Annotated in this window: 13 protein-coding genes and 1 pseudogene; 9 read left to right on the top strand and 5 right to left on the bottom strand. The window is 70.9% G+C overall.

Going from position 1 to position 14,222, the window contains the following annotated elements:
- Positions 1 to 23 precede the first annotated feature (23 nt).
- Positions 24 to 2,621 carry a cyanophycin synthetase gene (gene cphA / locus LCHO_RS20130; protein WP_012349037.1) on the top strand — a complete coding sequence of 866 codons (2,598 nt, stop codon included), beginning with the start codon at positions 24 to 26 and terminating at the stop codon, positions 2,619 to 2,621.
- A gap of 33 nt (positions 2,622 to 2,654) precedes the next feature.
- Complete coding sequence (gene ypfJ, locus LCHO_RS20135; RefSeq protein WP_012349038.1) at positions 2,655 to 3,563, top strand: KPN_02809 family neutral zinc metallopeptidase; 909 nt, start codon at positions 2,655 to 2,657, stop codon at positions 3,561 to 3,563.
- A 21-nt stretch (positions 3,564 to 3,584) separates the two neighbouring features.
- Here ypfJ and LCHO_RS20140 read toward each other — a convergent pair whose 3' ends face one another.
- Positions 3,585 to 3,848, bottom strand: a complete 264-nt coding sequence (locus LCHO_RS20140; RefSeq protein WP_043704532.1) for a hypothetical protein — start codon at positions 3,846 to 3,848, stop codon at positions 3,585 to 3,587.
- Positions 3,849 to 3,886: 38 nt separating this feature from the next.
- On the opposite strand from LCHO_RS20140, the pseudogene LCHO_RS20145 reads away from it, so the two are divergent.
- A pseudogene (locus LCHO_RS20145) lies at positions 3,887 to 4,213 on the top strand (neutral zinc metallopeptidase); the annotation flags it as partial.
- A gap of 21 nt (positions 4,214 to 4,234) precedes the next feature.
- On the opposite strand, the gene LCHO_RS24225 reads toward LCHO_RS20145, so the two are convergent.
- Positions 4,235 to 6,169, bottom strand: coding sequence for a methyl-accepting chemotaxis protein (locus LCHO_RS24225; RefSeq protein ID WP_012349039.1), 1,935 nt, complete (start codon positions 6,167 to 6,169; stop codon positions 4,235 to 4,237).
- Between the two features lie 188 nt (positions 6,170 to 6,357).
- Here LCHO_RS24225 and LCHO_RS20155 point away from each other — a divergent pair, with 188 nt between their 5' ends.
- On the top strand, positions 6,358 to 7,077 hold the full coding sequence (locus LCHO_RS20155) for a DUF4197 domain-containing protein (RefSeq protein ID WP_012349040.1): 720 nt from the start codon (positions 6,358 to 6,360) through the stop codon (positions 7,075 to 7,077).
- Positions 7,078 to 7,089: 12 nt separating this feature from the next.
- Here the strand turns inward: LCHO_RS20155 and LCHO_RS20160 are convergent, their stop codons facing one another.
- Positions 7,090 to 7,590, bottom strand: coding sequence for a TlpA disulfide reductase family protein (locus LCHO_RS20160; protein WP_012349041.1), 501 nt, complete (start codon positions 7,588 to 7,590; stop codon positions 7,090 to 7,092).
- Positions 7,591 to 7,801: 211 nt separating this feature from the next.
- Between LCHO_RS20160 and gatB the strand changes: the two genes are divergently transcribed.
- Positions 7,802 to 9,274, top strand: a complete 1,473-nt coding sequence (gatB, locus tag LCHO_RS20165) for an Asp-tRNA(Asn)/Glu-tRNA(Gln) amidotransferase subunit GatB (RefSeq protein WP_012349042.1) — start codon at positions 7,802 to 7,804, stop codon at positions 9,272 to 9,274.
- Positions 9,275 to 9,295: 21 nt separating this feature from the next.
- Here the strand turns inward: gatB and LCHO_RS20170 are convergent, their stop codons facing one another.
- Positions 9,296 to 9,967 carry a hypothetical protein gene (locus tag LCHO_RS20170; protein WP_012349043.1) on the bottom strand — a complete coding sequence of 224 codons (672 nt, stop codon included), beginning with the start codon at positions 9,965 to 9,967 and terminating at the stop codon, positions 9,296 to 9,298.
- Entirely contained in the window at positions 9,964 to 10,659 is a 696-nt protein-coding gene (gene pyrE, locus LCHO_RS20175) for an orotate phosphoribosyltransferase (protein WP_012349044.1), read from the bottom strand. The genes LCHO_RS20170 and pyrE overlap by 4 nt, the downstream gene beginning before the upstream one ends.
- Positions 10,660 to 10,674: 15 nt before the next feature.
- Between pyrE and LCHO_RS20180 the strand changes: the two genes are divergently transcribed.
- The 4 genes from LCHO_RS20180 (at position 10,675) to LCHO_RS20195 (ending at position 14,200) form a co-directional block, all read left to right on the top strand.
- Positions 10,675 to 11,463, top strand: coding sequence for an exodeoxyribonuclease III (locus tag LCHO_RS20180; RefSeq protein WP_012349045.1), 789 nt, complete (start codon positions 10,675 to 10,677; stop codon positions 11,461 to 11,463).
- A 62-nt stretch (positions 11,464 to 11,525) separates the two neighbouring features.
- Positions 11,526 to 12,662, top strand: coding sequence for a gluconeogenesis factor YvcK family protein (locus LCHO_RS20185; protein ID WP_012349046.1), 1,137 nt, complete (start codon positions 11,526 to 11,528; stop codon positions 12,660 to 12,662).
- Positions 12,663 to 12,855: 193 nt separating this feature from the next.
- Complete coding sequence (locus LCHO_RS20190) at positions 12,856 to 13,521, top strand: hypothetical protein (RefSeq protein ID WP_012349047.1); 666 nt, start codon at positions 12,856 to 12,858, stop codon at positions 13,519 to 13,521.
- Between the two features lie 40 nt (positions 13,522 to 13,561).
- Positions 13,562 to 14,200 carry an MBL fold metallo-hydrolase gene (locus tag LCHO_RS20195; protein ID WP_012349048.1) on the top strand — a complete coding sequence of 213 codons (639 nt, stop codon included), beginning with the start codon at positions 13,562 to 13,564 and terminating at the stop codon, positions 14,198 to 14,200.
- Positions 14,201 to 14,222: the final 22 nt, after the last annotated feature.

Below are 14,222 nucleotides of genomic sequence, written 5' to 3' on the forward strand. Positions count from 1 at the left end.
CGGATCGACTCCGACACACGCTGATGGACCTCACCCGCATCCGGGCCCTGCGCGGCCCCAACCTCTGGAGCCGACACACCGCGATCGAAGCGATCGTGCGCTGTGAAGGCGACGAGGTCGACATCTCACGGCTGGCCGGTTTCGAGCCGCGCCTGCGCGCGCTGTTCCCGGGCATCGGCGCGCTGCCTGCCAGCGGCCAGCGCGGCGTGCTGTCGCTCGCCCACGTGCTCGAAAGCGCAGCCCTGGCGCTGCAGAACCAGGCCGGCTGCCTGGTGACATTCAGCCGCACTTCGGCCACGCTGGAGACCGGCGTCTACCAGATGGTCGTCGAGTACAGCGAGGAGCCGGTCGGCCGCCTGGCGCTCGAACTGGCCGAACAGCTGGTGCGCGCCGCGCTCGAACTGGCCGGCCAAGGCAGTTTCGACGTGACGGCCGCACTGGCCCGCCTGCGCGAGATCGACGAGGACGTGCGCCTGGGCCCGTCCACCGGCTCGATCGTCGACGCCGCCGCCGCCCGCGGCATCCCGTGGCGGCGCCTGACGCAGGGCAGCCTGGTGCAGTTCGGCTGGGGCGCGCGCGCGCGCCGCATCTGGGCCGCCGAGGTCGACTCGACCAGCGCGGTCAGCGAGTCGATCGCGCAGGACAAGGACCTGAGCAAACGCCTGCTCGCCGCCGCCGGCGTGCCGGTGCCGATCGGCCGGCCGGTCACCAGCGTCGACGACGCCTGGGCCGTGGCGCAGGAGATCGGCCTGCCGGTGGTGCTCAAGCCGCAGGACGGCAACCAGGGCAAGGGCGTGACGGTCAACATCGTCGACCGCGCCCACCTTGAAATCGCCTACGCCGCCGCCGCCGAGATCGGCGAGGTGATGGTCGAGAAATTCCTGCCCGGCGCCGACTACCGCCTGCTGGTGGTCGGCAACCAGCTGATCGCCGCGGCCCGGCGCGACCCGCCGCACGTCAGCGGCGACGGCGTGCACAGCGTGCGCGAGCTGGTCGAGATCGTCAACGCCGACCCCAGGCGCGGCGACGGCCACGCCACCTCGCTGACCAAGATCCGCTTCGACGAGATCGCCGTGGCGCGCCTGGCGATCCAGGGCCTGACGCCCGAGTCGGTGCCTCCCAAGGGCCAGCGCGTGATCCTGCGCAACAACGCCAACCTGAGCACCGGCGGCACCGCCACCGACGTGACCGACGACGTGCACCCCGAGGTCGCCGCGCGTGCGGTGGCGGCGGCGCAGATGGTCGGCCTGGAGATCTGCGGCGTCGACGTGGTCTGCGAAAGCGTGCTGCGCCCGCTCGAGGACCAGAGCGGCGGCATCGTCGAGGTCAATGCCGCGCCCGGCCTGCGCATGCACCTGTCGCCGTCCTACGGCAAGGGCCGCAACGTCGGCGAGGCGATGATCAACCACCTGTTCGGTGTGCCCGGCCACGGCCACGACGGCCGCATCCCGCTGGTCGCCGTCACCGGCACCAACGGCAAGACCACCGCCACCCGCCTGATCGCGCACATCCTGGCCACCAGCGGCCTGCGGGTGGGCATGACCAACACCGACGGCGTCTACGTCAACGGCCGCCAGATCGACAGCGGCGACTGCTCGGGCCCCAAGAGCGCGCGCAACGTGCTGATGCACCCCGACGTCGACGCCGCGGTGTTCGAGACCGCGCGCGGCGGCGTGCTGCGCGAGGGCCTCGGTTTCGACCGCTGCCAGGTCGCGGTGGTCACCAACATCGGCGCGGGCGATCACCTCGGCCTGAACTACATCACCACGGTCGAGGACCTGGCGGTGCTCAAGCGCGTGATCGTGCAGAACGTCGCCGCCAGCGGCTACGCGGTGCTCAACGCCGCCGACCCGATCTGCGCGGCGATGGCCACCACCTGCCCCGGCCAGGTGATCTTCTTCGCCGCCGACCGCCAGCACCCGGTGATGGCGACGCACCGCGCGCAAGGCAAGCGCTGCGTGTTCGTCGACGGCGACCAGCTGGTCGCGGCCGAAGGCGCCTGGCGCGAGAGCGTGTCGCTGCGCGACATCCCGATCACGCGCGGCGGCCTGATCGGCTTCCAGGTCGAGAACGCGATGGCCGCGGTGGCCGCGGCCTGGGGCGTCGGGCTCGACTGGGACGCGGTGCGCCGCGGCCTGGCCAGCTTCGTCAACGACGCCGACAACGCGCCCGGCCGCTTCAACGTGCTCGACTACCGCGGCGCCACCGTGATCGCCGACTACGGCCACAACCCCGACGCGATGCGCGCGCTGGTGTCGGCGGTCGACGCGCTGCCGGGCAAGCGCCGTTCGGTGGTGATCAGCGGCGCCGGCGACCGCCGCGACGAGGACATCCGCGAGCAGACCCAGATCCTCGGCCAGGCCTTCGACGACGTGATCCTGTTCCAGGACGCCTGCCAGCGCGGCCGCGAGGACGGCGAGGTGCTGCGCCTGCTGCGCGAAGGCCTGAGCGACGCCACCCGCACCCGCCGGGTCGACGAGATCTACGGCGAGTTCATCGCCATCGACGCGGCGCTGGAGCGGCTGGAGCCGGGCGATCTCTGCCTGGTGCTGGTCGATCAGGTCGAGGAGGCGCTCGCCCACCTGACGCAGCGCATCAACGGCACGCCGGTCGCCGGCTGATCCGCGCACCGGTCACGACGAGGCGGACGCGGCATGAAATGGGACGGCCAGCGCGAAAGCGACCAGATCGAGGACCGCCGCGCTGACACCGGCGGTGGCCCTGCCGGCCGGGGCGGCATCCGCCTGCCGGTCGGGCGTGGCGGGCGCGGCATCGGCCTGGGCACCGTGGCGGTGGCGCTGCTGGCGGGCTGGATCTTCGGCATCAACCCGCTGACCGTGCTCGGCCTGCTGGGCGGCGGCGGGCCGATCGAGGCGCCGGTCTCGCAGAGCGCACCGCACACGCCACGCGCCGCGCCGCAGGACGAGAGCGCCCGCTTCGTCGCCACCGTGCTGGCCTCGACCGAAGACGTCTGGGGCGAGCAGTTCCAGGCCAAGGGCACGACCTACCGCAAGCCGGTGCTGGTGCTGTTCCGTGGCACCACCCACACCGAATGCGGCCGCGGCGAAGCGGCGATGGGGCCGTTCTACTGCCCGGCCGACCAGAAGGTCTACCTCGACCTCGACTTCTTCGACGTGATGCGCCAGCGCCTGGGCGCGCCCGGCGATTTCGCCCAGGCCTACGTGGTGGCGCACGAGGTCGGCCACCACGTGCAGCGCCTGAGCGGCGTTACCGAGAAGGTCGAGCAGGCCCGACGCCGGCTCGGCGAGGCGCAGGCGAATGCGCTGTCGGTGCGGGTCGAGCTGCAGGCCGACTGCTACGCCGGGCTGTGGGCGCACCACGCCGAGCAGGCCAGGCGCTGGCTCGACGCCGGCGACATCGACGAGGCGCTGCACGCGGCCGCGCAGATCGGCGACGACACGCTGCAGCGCAACGCCGGCGGCGCGGTCGCGCCCGAGAGCTTCACGCACGGCAGCAGCGAGCAGCGGGTGCGCTGGTTCAGGCGCGGCTTCGACAGCGGCAAGGTGGCCGACTGCAACACGCTCGACGCCCGCAGGATCTGAGCCTCGGCCGACCCGCCAGCCTCAGTGCACGTCGGCGAGCCGGAACTGCGCCATCACCTCGGTGAGGCGGGTGGCCTGCTGGCGCAGGCTCTCGGCGGCGGCGGCGGTTTCTTCGACCAGCGCGGCGTTCTGCTGGGTCGACTGATCGAGCTGGCCGAGCGCGGCGTTGATCTGGCTGGTGCCGTCCTGCTGCTGCTGCGTGGCGGCGGTGATCTCGGCCATCAGGTCGTTGACGCGGCGCACCTGGTCGACCACGTCGCCGATGGTCTGGCCGGCGTCGGACACCAGCAGGTTGCCGGCATCGACCTTCTCGACGCTGTCGCCGGGTCGAGCAGGCCCGACGCCGGCTCGGCGAGGCGCAGGCGAATGCGCTGTCGGTGCGGGTCGAGCTGCAGGCCGACTGCTACGCCGGGCTGTGGGCGCACCACGCCGAGCAGGCCAGGCGCTGGCTCGACGCCGGCGACATCGACGAGGCGCTGCACGCGGCCGCGCAGATCGGCGACGACACGCTGCAGCGCAACGCCGGCGGCGCGGTCGCGCCCGAGAGCTTCACGCACGGCAGCAGCGAGCAGCGGGTGCGCTGGTTCAGGCGCGGCTTCGACAGCGGCAAGGTGGCCGACTGCAACACGCTCGACGCCCGCAGGATCTGAGCCTCGGCCGACCCGCCAGCCTCAGTGCACGTCGGCGAGCCGGAACTGCGCCATCACCTCGGTGAGGCGGGTGGCCTGCTGGCGCAGGCTCTCGGCGGCGGCGGCGGTTTCTTCGACCAGCGCGGCGTTCTGCTGGGTCGACTGATCGAGCTGGCCGAGCGCGGCGTTGATCTGGCTGGTGCCGTCCTGCTGCTGCTGCGTGGCGGCGGTGATCTCGGCCATCAGGTCGTTGACGCGGCGCACCTGGTCGACCACGTCGCCGATGGTCTGGCCGGCGTCGGACACCAGCAGGTTGCCGGCATCGACCTTCTCGACGCTGTCGCCGATCAGGGTCTTGATCTCCTTGGCGGCGTTGGCCGAACGCTGCGCCAGCGTGCGCACCTCGGCGGCCACCACCGCGAAGCCGCGGCCCTGCTCGCCGGCACGCGCGGCCTCGACCGCGGCGTTGAGCGCCAGGATGTTGGTCTGGAACGAAATGCCGTCGATCACGCCGATGATGTCGGCGATCTTGCGGCTCGAGACCTGGATGCCGTTCATCGTCGCCACCACCTGGTTGACGGCCTTGCCACCGGCGGCCGCCACCTCGGAGGCGTGGCTGGCGATGCGGTTGGCCTCGTTGGCGTTGTCGGCGTTGGCGCGCACGGTGTCGTTGACCTGGTCCATCGACGCCGCCGTCTGCTGCAGGTGCGAGGCCTGCAGCTCGGTGCGGCTGGACAGGTCGGCGTTGCCCTGGGCGATCTGCGACGACGCGGTGGCGATCGCGTCGGTGCCGGCCCGCACCTCGCCGACCATGCGCGAAAGATTCGTGCTCATGCGGTCGAGCGCGCCGAGCAGGGCGCCGACCTCGTCGCGCGCATCGGTGCGCACCCGCATGCTCAGGTCGCCGGCAGCGACCGCCTCGGCCACCGCCACCGCCTGCGCCATCGAACGCTGCATGCTGCGCGCCAGGGCCAGGCTGATCGCGGCGCCCGCCAGCGTGATGCCCAGCAGCAGGGCAGCCAGCGAGGCGACGCTGAAACGCGCCTCGGCGACACGCGCCTCGAGCGCGCCCTGCAGCATCGGGAAGGCGGTGTCGATGAGCGCGAACTGCAGGTCGATGGCCTTCGTGGTCTCGCCGAAATAGGCCTCGGGCGGGATCGCCGGCATCTCCTGGGCGTCGGTCATCGCGGTGATGCGCTGGTCGATCTGCGCCAGGCTGGCGGCGGCGGCGCTGCGGGCGGCGTTGAGCGCCGTCATGTCCATGTCGGGGCGACTGGCACGGGTCTTCTCGAAATTCTTCTCGGCCGACCGCACGCGCGCATGGGCCAGCGCCAGGGTGCCCTGCATCTCGGCGCGCTGCTGTGGCGTGAGGGTGCCACGCGCCAACGCCGCGGTGCCCCTGGCGCGCAGCTGGCCGAGCGCCTCGGTGACCGGCGGCAGGTCGTTGAGCACCGCCATCGTCAGGTGGTAGGTGTGGGCCTCGGGGTCCAGGCTCAGGCCCGAGGCATCGAGCACGTCGACCAGCAGATCGAGCTGGATCGCGATCAGCTCGGTGTGGCGCTTGAAACTCTCGAGGCCGTCGATGGCGCGCTTGACCACGTCCCCGGGCAAGGACTGCCAGGCCGACGTCACGGCGTCGCGGTCCTGCAGCAGCCCAGGCAGTTCATAAGCCCGGGTGGCGGCGGTGACCTGCTCGAGCGCAGCCTGAACGGTCGGCTCGATGGCTGCGCGGCGGGCCTTCATCGCCTCGTTGCCGCCCAGTTCGCCGGCTGACGCACCGCGGTGCTGCTGTGTCGCCTTCAGCAGACCGAGCAGGCTGCTGATCGGCTGCAGCCCCGCCACCTCGGCGCTGGCAGTGTTCATCGTGGCCAGCTTGCTGCGGATCAGCCCGACCGACGGCGGCAGCGCCATCGCGACGGCCAGCACCCCCAGCAGCAAGAACTTCTTCGAGATCGACAGGTGATCGAGTTTGAACATGAAAGCTCCCATGACATCGACACACCCGACAACGATGGGGATGCGCCCGTTGTTCAACATGATCGACCAGGGCCGCGCCCCGCGATGCCCGGAAATGAGCGTGCCGGCGGGTTCAGTTCGGGCGCTGTCCGGGGCGCCCCCGGGCGCGTTAGAGTCCACGCCAACCCGACACTTCGATGAAGGCAGACATGCACACGCAACCCGATCCGCACCTCGCCGGCCAGCGCCGGCAACTGATCCGGTGGCTGGCCGCGATGGCCTGCACCGGCGGCCTGGGCGCCGCGCGCGCGGCCACGCCGAGCGCCGCCGACGCCACCGCCGGCCTGCGGGCGGCGCTCGAATTCGGCGCCAAAGCCGCGGTCGCACAGCTGGGCAGGACCGACGGCTTCCTGGCCAATCCGCTGGTCCACATCCCCCTGCCCGACACCCTGCAGCGCGCCGCCAAGCTGCTGCGCGCCACCGGCCAGGGCAAGCGCCTCGACGAGCTCGAGACCGCGATGAACCGCGCCGCCGAACTCGCCGTGCCCGAGGCCCAGACGCTGCTGATCGACGCCGTCAAGAGCATGACGGTGGACGACGCGGCGCAGATCCTGCGCGGCTCCGACACCGCGGTGACCGAGTTCTTCGCCGGCCGCACCCGCGAGCCGCTGGCCGAGAAGTTCCTGCCGATCGTCAGCGCCGCCACCGAACAGGTCTCGCTGGCCCGCAAGTACAACGCCGTGGCCTCGCGGGCCAGCCGCTTCGGCCTGCTGTCGGCCGAAAACGCCAACCTGCAGCAGTTCGTCACCGGCAAGGCGCTCGACGGGCTCTACAAGATGATCGGCGAGGAAGAAAAGAAGATCCGCCAGGACCCGGTCGCCACCGGCCAGGCGATCCTGCAGTCGGTCTTCGGTGCGCTCAAGAAGTGAGCGGCCGGCGGCTCAGCTCTCGGTCAGCAGCCGCTCGAGCAGGCGGTTGAGCTCGGCAAAATCCGGCGCGCCGACGTAGCGCCTGACGATCCGGCCGCGCCGGTTGATCACGACGGTGGTCGGCGTCAGCTGCACGTCGCCGAAGCGGCGCGCGATCTCGCCGGTGTTGTCGATCGCGACCGGGAACGGCAGCTCGCGCGAGCGCGCGTAGTTCACCACGTAGGCCGGCGGGTCGTAGCTCATCGACACCGCCAGGGTCTCGAAGCCGCGGTCGCGGAACCGCCGGTAGGTGGCCATCAGCTCGGGCATCTCCTTGACGCAGACGGTGCAGCTGGTGGCCCAGAAGTTGACCAGCACGACCTGGCCGCGCAGCGCGTCGCTGCGGTGCCGGCTGCCGTCGAGCAGGGTGTAGTCGACCACCGGCGCCGCATCGCGGCGGGCCAGCACCACGGCCGTCGCGCCGGCACAGCCGAGCACCAGGGCGGCGATGGCGACAACGCGGATGGGCTTCATGGCGGGGCGTCACGGGAACGAGGTGGCCGAAGTGTAAGCGGCGCCCCGGCGCCGGGCGGGTGCCGCGGGGGCACGGATGGCTTAGCATTCCGGTTTCGCGCGACGCGGCCCCGGGCCGGGCGCGCAGACGGCATCCCTACCCCTTCAATCACGCAGACGCCGACCGGCTCAAGCACGACCGGCCCGCGAGCGTTCCCCCTGGCGCAGCCCCATGACCGCATCCCTCCTCGTGCGTGGTTATGAAGTCGTGATCGGCTTCGAGACCCACGCCCAGCTTTCCACCCAGTCGAAGATCTTCTCGGGGGCATCGACCGCCTTCGGCGCCGAGCCCAACACGCAGGCCTGCGCGGTCGATCTGGCGCTGCCGGGCAGCCTGCCGGTGATGAACCGCGGCGCGGTCGAGCGCGCCATCCGCTTCGGCCTGGCGGTGGGCGCGACGATCGCGCCGATGTCGATCTTCGCGCGCAAGAACTACTTCTACCCGGACCTGCCCAAGGGCTACCAGATCAGCCAGTACGAGACGCCGGTGGTGCAGGGCGGCGCGGTCGGCTTCTTCGTCGACGGCGAGCCGATGAAGGTCAACCTGACGCGCGCCCACCTCGAGGAGGACGCCGGCAAGTCGATCCACGAGGGCCTGGGCTCGAACGACCGGCTCGGCCACGCCGTCAGCGGCATCGACCTCAACCGCGCCGGCACGCCGCTGCTGGAGATCGTCACCGAGCCCGACCTGCGCTCCAGCCGGCAGGCGGTCGAATACGCCCGTGCGCTGCACACGCTGGTGGTCTGGCTGGGCATCTGCGACGGCAACATGCAGGAAGGCAGCTTCCGCTGCGACGCCAACGTGTCGGTGCGCCGCCCCGGCCAGCCCTACGGCACGCGGCGCGAGATCAAGAACCTCAACAGCTTTCGCCACCTGACGCAGGCGATCGACTACGAGGTGCAGTGGCAGATCGAGCAGATCGAGGACGGCCACGAGATCCGCCAGGCCACCGTGCTGTTCGACCCCGACAGCGGCGAGACCCGCATGATGCGCACCAAGGAAGACGCGCACGACTACCGCTACTTCCCCGACCCGGACCTGCCGCCGCTGCTGATCGGGCCCGAGTGGATCGAGCGCGTCAAGGCCGACATGCCCGAGCTGCCCGGCGCGCTGGCGGCGCGTTTCCAGAGCGAGCACGGCCTGCCCGCCTACGACGCGGCCATGATGACGACCAGCCGCGCCATCGCCGCGTTCTACCAGGCGGCGGTCGAGGCCTGCGGCCAGCCCAAGCTGGTGGCCAACTGGCTGATGGGCGAGCTGTCGCGTCGCCTCAACGCCGAAGACCGCGGCATCGAGACCAGCCCGGTCAGCCCGACCCAGCTGGCCGCGCTGATCGGCCGCATCGTCGACGGCACGATCTCCAACAACGCCGCGCGGCAGGTCTTCGAGGTGCTCTGGAGCGGCGCGGCGCAGGAGGTCGACGCCGTCATCGAGGCGCAGGGCCTCAAGCAGATGAACGACACCGGCGCGCTCGACGCGATCATCGACACGGTGCTGGCGGCCAACCAGAAATCGGTCGACGAGTTCCGCGCCGGCAAGGAGAAGGCCTTCAACGCGCTGGTCGGCCAGGTCATGAAGGCGAGCAAGGGCAAGGCCAATCCGGCCCAGGTCAACGACCGGCTCAAGAGCCGGCTGGGCGGCTGAGCGGAGGCCGCCGCGGGGCGCTCAGTGCGCCACCGTGGCGGTGCCGGGCACCGGGCCGATGCTGCCGGGCATCGCGCCGGCCCACAGGCGCTTCAGGCGCGCCAGTTCCTCGTCGTAACGGGCGTTGATGCGCTCGGACTCGGTCTGGTGGTTGGCCACCGCACCCTGCTGGGCGGCAATGCTGGTCTGGTTGTCGTCAAAACGGACCTTCAGCTTGCGCGGCAGTTCGCGGCCGCTGTAGAACTCGGTCTCGGCTTCGAGCACCTTGCGTTCGCGCTGCAGTTCGGCCAGCCGCTTGTCGGCGATCCGGAGCGCCTGGCGCAGCGGATCGAGCGCGGCCTCGCGGGCACGCTGGTGCGCGGCCTCGTCGGGGTAGCGGTTGAGCAGGTTGCGGTCATGCCGCACGGCGTCCTTGCGCGCGGCGTCGATCACCATCTGGCGCCGCTGGCGCTCCTCGGCGATGGCGCGCTCCTCGGCGGTCAGGCTGGGCGGCACGCGGGTGCGCACCGAGCCGTCGCTGTTGCGCAGGTCCTGCTGGCGGTCGAGGCACTCGGGGATCGGCCGATCCGAGGTGATCTTGCGGCCCTTGCCGTCGATGCAGGTGTAGATGCCACCGACCTGGGCGCCGGCCAGCGTGGCACTGCCCGCCAGCAAGCCGGCCAGCCAGAACCGGCGGACCGACAGGGGTGTCACTGCGCCACTCCGTAGCGGCCGCGATAGGCCTGCACCGCGGGCAGGTGGCTGGCCAGCACGGCATTGCTCTGCACCGACAGGAACTGCAGCAGGTCGTCGAGCGTGGCGATCGCCACCACCGCCAGGCCGAGCTCGCGCTGCACGAACTGCACCGCCGAATGCGGCGCGTCGACACCCTCGGCGCTGGCCTTCTCCTGGCGGTCGAGCGCGATCGTCACGCCGCAGGGCTCGGCGCCGGCGGCGCGGATCATCGCGATCGACTCGCGCACCGAAGTGCCCGCGGAGATCACGTCGTCGATGATCAGCACCCGCCCGCGCACCGGCGCGCCGACCAGCGTGCCACCCTCGCCGTGGTCCTTGGCTTCCTTGCGGTTGTAGGCGTAAGGCACGTTGTGGCCGAGCCGCGCCAGCTCGATGGCCACCGCCGCGGCCAGCGTGATGCCCTTGTAGGCGGGGCCGAACAGCATGTCGAACTGCAGCCCCGAAGCCACCAGCCGGCGTGCATAGAATTGCGCCAGACGGCCCAGCTTGGCGCCGTCGTCGAACAGGCCGGCATTGAAGAAATAGGGCGACAGCCGCCCGGCCTTGGTCTTGAACTCCCCGAACCTCAGCACCCCCGCATCGACGGCAAAGGACACGAAATCCTGCGCCAGGTTGTCGGTCGTGGACTGGGCCAAAGGGTCGTCATTCATCTGGAAAGGTCTCGCGTGCGTCTGGTCAGCCTCAACCTCAACGGCATCCGTTCTGCAGTGAACAAGGGTCTGATCCCGTGGGTGGAGGCAGCTGAGATCGATTGTATGGGGGTGCAGGAGCTCAAGGCCCAGCACGCCGACCTGACGGCGGACATGACCGTGCTGCACGGCATGCAGGGCCATTTCCACTGCGCCGAGAAGAAAGGCTACTCCGGCGTGGGCCTCTACAGCCGCCACGAGCCGAGCGACGTCGTGATCGGCCTGGGCCATGCCGACTTCGATGCCGAGGGCCGCTACGTCGAGGCCCGCTACGACACGCCGCAGCGGAAACTTTCCATCATCAGCTGTTACTTCCCGAGCGGATCTTCAGGCGACGAACGCCAGCAGGCCAAGTTCCGTTTCCTCGACCTGATCGAGCCGCACCTGCGCGCGCTGAAGGCCGGGCGCGAGTTCGTCCTGATGGGCGACGTCAACATCGCCCACCAGGAAATCGACCTGAAGAACTGGAAGGGCAACCTGAAGAACAGCGGCTTCCTGCCCGAAGAGCGCGCCTGGATGACCCGCCTGCTCGGCGACACCGGGCTGGTCGACGTCTACCGCCGGCTGCGCCCCGACGCCACCGACGAGGCCTACACGTGGTGGAGCAACCGCGGTCAGGCACGGGCCAAGAACGTGGGGTGGCGGATCGACTATCACCTGGCGACGCCGGGTCTGGCCGCGACGGCACGGGAGACCTCGATCTACAAGGCGCAGTGGTTCAGCGACCACGCGCCGTTGACGATCGATTACGACTTCGATCTGTAAGAACCCGCAAGATGCGCGGGGGGGCGGCTCGGTGCGGCCCGCGAGGACGAAGGCCCGATCCGATGAAACGCATCGTCATGTTCGGCGGCGGCAGCGGCAGCCGCGACATCACCATGGCCCTGTGCCGACAGCGCTACGAGGTCACCCGCGTGGTGCCCGCCTGGGACAGCGGCGGCAGCTCCAGGGCCTTGCGGGCCGCGCTCGGCATCCTGGCGATGGGCGACATCCGCCAGGCCCTGATGACGATGGCCCACGGCGAAGGCCGGGTCAGCAGCGTGGTGCGCTTCTTCAACGCCCGCCTGTCCGAGACCTCGAGCCAGCCCGATCTGCTGGCCGAATTCGACTTCTACGTCAGCGGCGCCCACCCCCTGCTGGCCACGATGGAGCCCGGCATCCGCGGCGCGATCCTCAACTACCTGCGCGTGTTCCAGTCGAACATCGCCGGCGACTTCGATTTCTGCCGCGGCAGCATCGGCAACTTCGTGCTGACGGGGGCCTACTTCGCCCACGGTCGCGACATCAACACCGCGATCTTCGTGTTCCGCAAGCTGTGCGCCATCGACGGCCACGTGTGGCCATCGACCGCCGACGACACGGTCGAGCTGCGTGCCGTGCTGCGCGACGGCCAGGTGGTGCGCGGCCAGGAGCGCATCACCGACCTGAACGCCGAACAGGCGCAGGCGGGCATCGAGCGGGTCGAGCTGCTGCACGCGGGCGACGGCAGGCCCGCGGCTTCGCGCCCGGCGGCCAATCCGGCGGTCCTGGAGGCGATCGGCACGGCCGACCTGATGCTGTTCGGCCCGGGCAGCTTCTACACCAGCACGCTGCCGCACCTGTCGGTGGCGGGCATCGCCGAGGCGATCCGCGCCGCGCCGCCGCAGGTTCCCAAGGTCTTCGTCGGCAACATCCTCGAATGCCCCGAGACGATCGGCGGCACTGTGGCCGAGCAGGTGCGCGCGCTGCTGCAGGCCGGCGGACCCGGCTCGCTGACCCATGTCCTGCTCAACCGCGGCTGGGTGCCGTTCGAGCGCGTGGCCAAGGGCTTTCGCTACCTTCACGAGGGGGTGCTGCCCGAAGGCGGGCCCGGGCTCCTTGCCGATGATTTCGAGGACCCGTGGCACCGCGGCCGGCACGACGCACCCAAGGTGGTCGAGCTGCTCGGCGAGCTCATCACCCGGTCCGGTCCGGCGCCGAACTGAAGACCGCCGGCGCCTGCGAGCCCTCGCCATCCGTGACGGCTCTCACACCCTCGCGCGATTGAACAGGCCCTGACGCCAGCACGCGCAGCTTGGCGCTGAATCGGCACGTGCAACGGCCGATAGGGTGGGCTTGAATCGCGCCCGCGCGGCCCCAACCGGGCCGCGCGCCCATCCCCGATCGACTGGAGTCCTGATGAAATCGCTGCATCGCCCGAACTTTCTCGCCACCGCCTTCGTCCTGAGCCTGGGCGCCCTGGCCTCCACCGCCAGCCAGGCCGGCGAGGTCTACGGCCAGGTCGGCCTGCCCGGCGTCGGGCTCGGTTACGCCCATCCGATCAGCCCCTCGTTCACCGTGCGCGGCGATTTCGTCACGCTCGGCAGCCACGAGAAGACCACCACCGAATCGGGCATCCACTACGCCGGCAAGCTCAAGGCCAGCCGGGTCGGCCTGTTCGGCGACTGGTTTCCGTTCGGCGGCGTGTTCCGCCTGACCGGCGGCGTGACGTCGAACAACTTCAAGCTCGAACTCGATGCCTCGGGTGCCGGCGGCACGCTCGAAGTGGGCGGCACCACCTACATCACCAACGCCAACGACGGCCTGAACGTGCAGGTCGAGTTCCCGAAGACCACGCCCTACGTCGGCATCGGCTGGGGCCACCAGGCGTCGACCGGCCTGCGTTTTGCCGCCGACCTGGGCGCCAGCCTCGGCCGCGCCACCGTCACCGCCGTGGGCCGAGGCCAGCTCGCCAACCCGGGCGCGCAGGCCGACATCGATCGCGAACTGGCCGAACTGCGCGACGGCGTCGGCAAGATCCGCGCGCTGCCGCAGATCAGCGTGAGCATCGGCTACAGCTTCTGACACACGGGGGGACGGCAGCGCACGCCGCTAGCATCGCGGCATGCTGCGCTACCTCACCGTCCCCGTCACCGCCTTCCAGCAGAACTGTTCGATCGTCTGGTGCGATGAAACCCTGGCCGCCGCGGTCATCGACCCCGGCGGCGACCTGCCGCGCATCCAGGCCGAAGTGGCCCGGCTGGGCGTCAAGCTCGAACAGATCTGGCTCACCCACGCCCACATCGACCACGCCGGCGGCACCGGCACGCTCGCGCGCGAACTCGGCCTGCCGATCGTCGGCCCGCACGAGGGCGACCAGTTCTGGATCGACGGCCTCGACCAGCAGAGCCGCATGTTCGGTTTCCCGCCGGTCGAGCCGTTCAAGCCGACCCGCTGGCTGCATGACGGCGACAGTGTCAGCATCGGCCACAGCACGCTGGCCGTGCGCCACTGCCCCGGCCACACGCCCGGCCACGTGGTGTTCCACAGCGCCGAGATCCGGCGCTGCTTCGTCGGCGACGTGCTGTTCGCCGGCAGCATCGGCCGCACCGACTTCCCCGGCGGCGACCACGCCACGCTGATCGCCAGCATCACGCAGCGGCTCTGGCCGATGGGCGACGACACCGTCTTCATACCCGGCCACGGCCCGGAAAGCAGCTTCGGCCGCGAGCGCCGCAGCAACCCGCACGTGCGCGGCACCTGAGCGCCACCCGAGCGCGGCGCGC

The organism is Leptothrix cholodnii SP-6 (genome assembly GCF_000019785.1).
Lineage (GTDB): Bacteria > Pseudomonadota > Gammaproteobacteria > Burkholderiales > Burkholderiaceae_C > Sphaerotilus > Sphaerotilus cholodnii.

Excerpts from the sequence above, each read along its gene's own strand:
- LCHO_RS24225 (WP_012349039.1), bottom strand. The coding sequence starts at position 6,169 with ATGTTCAAACTCGATCACCTGTCGATCTCGAAGAAGTTCTTGCTGCTG.
- gatB (WP_012349042.1), top strand. The coding sequence starts at position 7,802 with ATGACCGCATCCCTCCTCGTGCGTGGTTATGAAGTCGTGATCGGCTTC.
- ypfJ (WP_012349038.1), top strand. The coding sequence starts at position 2,655 with ATGAAATGGGACGGCCAGCGCGAAAGCGACCAGATCGAGGACCGCCGC.
- LCHO_RS20155 (WP_012349040.1), top strand. The coding sequence starts at position 6,358 with ATGCACACGCAACCCGATCCGCACCTCGCCGGCCAGCGCCGGCAACTG.
- LCHO_RS20190 (WP_012349047.1), top strand. The coding sequence starts at position 12,856 with ATGAAATCGCTGCATCGCCCGAACTTTCTCGCCACCGCCTTCGTCCTG.
- LCHO_RS20185 (WP_012349046.1), top strand. The coding sequence starts at position 11,526 with ATGAAACGCATCGTCATGTTCGGCGGCGGCAGCGGCAGCCGCGACATC.
- LCHO_RS20160 (WP_012349041.1), bottom strand. The coding sequence starts at position 7,590 with ATGAAGCCCATCCGCGTTGTCGCCATCGCCGCCCTGGTGCTCGGCTGT.
- LCHO_RS20195 (WP_012349048.1), top strand. The coding sequence starts at position 13,562 with ATGCTGCGCTACCTCACCGTCCCCGTCACCGCCTTCCAGCAGAACTGT.
- pyrE (WP_012349044.1), bottom strand. The coding sequence starts at position 10,659 with ATGAATGACGACCCTTTGGCCCAGTCCACGACCGACAACCTGGCGCAG.
- cphA (WP_012349037.1), top strand. The coding sequence starts at position 24 with ATGGACCTCACCCGCATCCGGGCCCTGCGCGGCCCCAACCTCTGGAGC.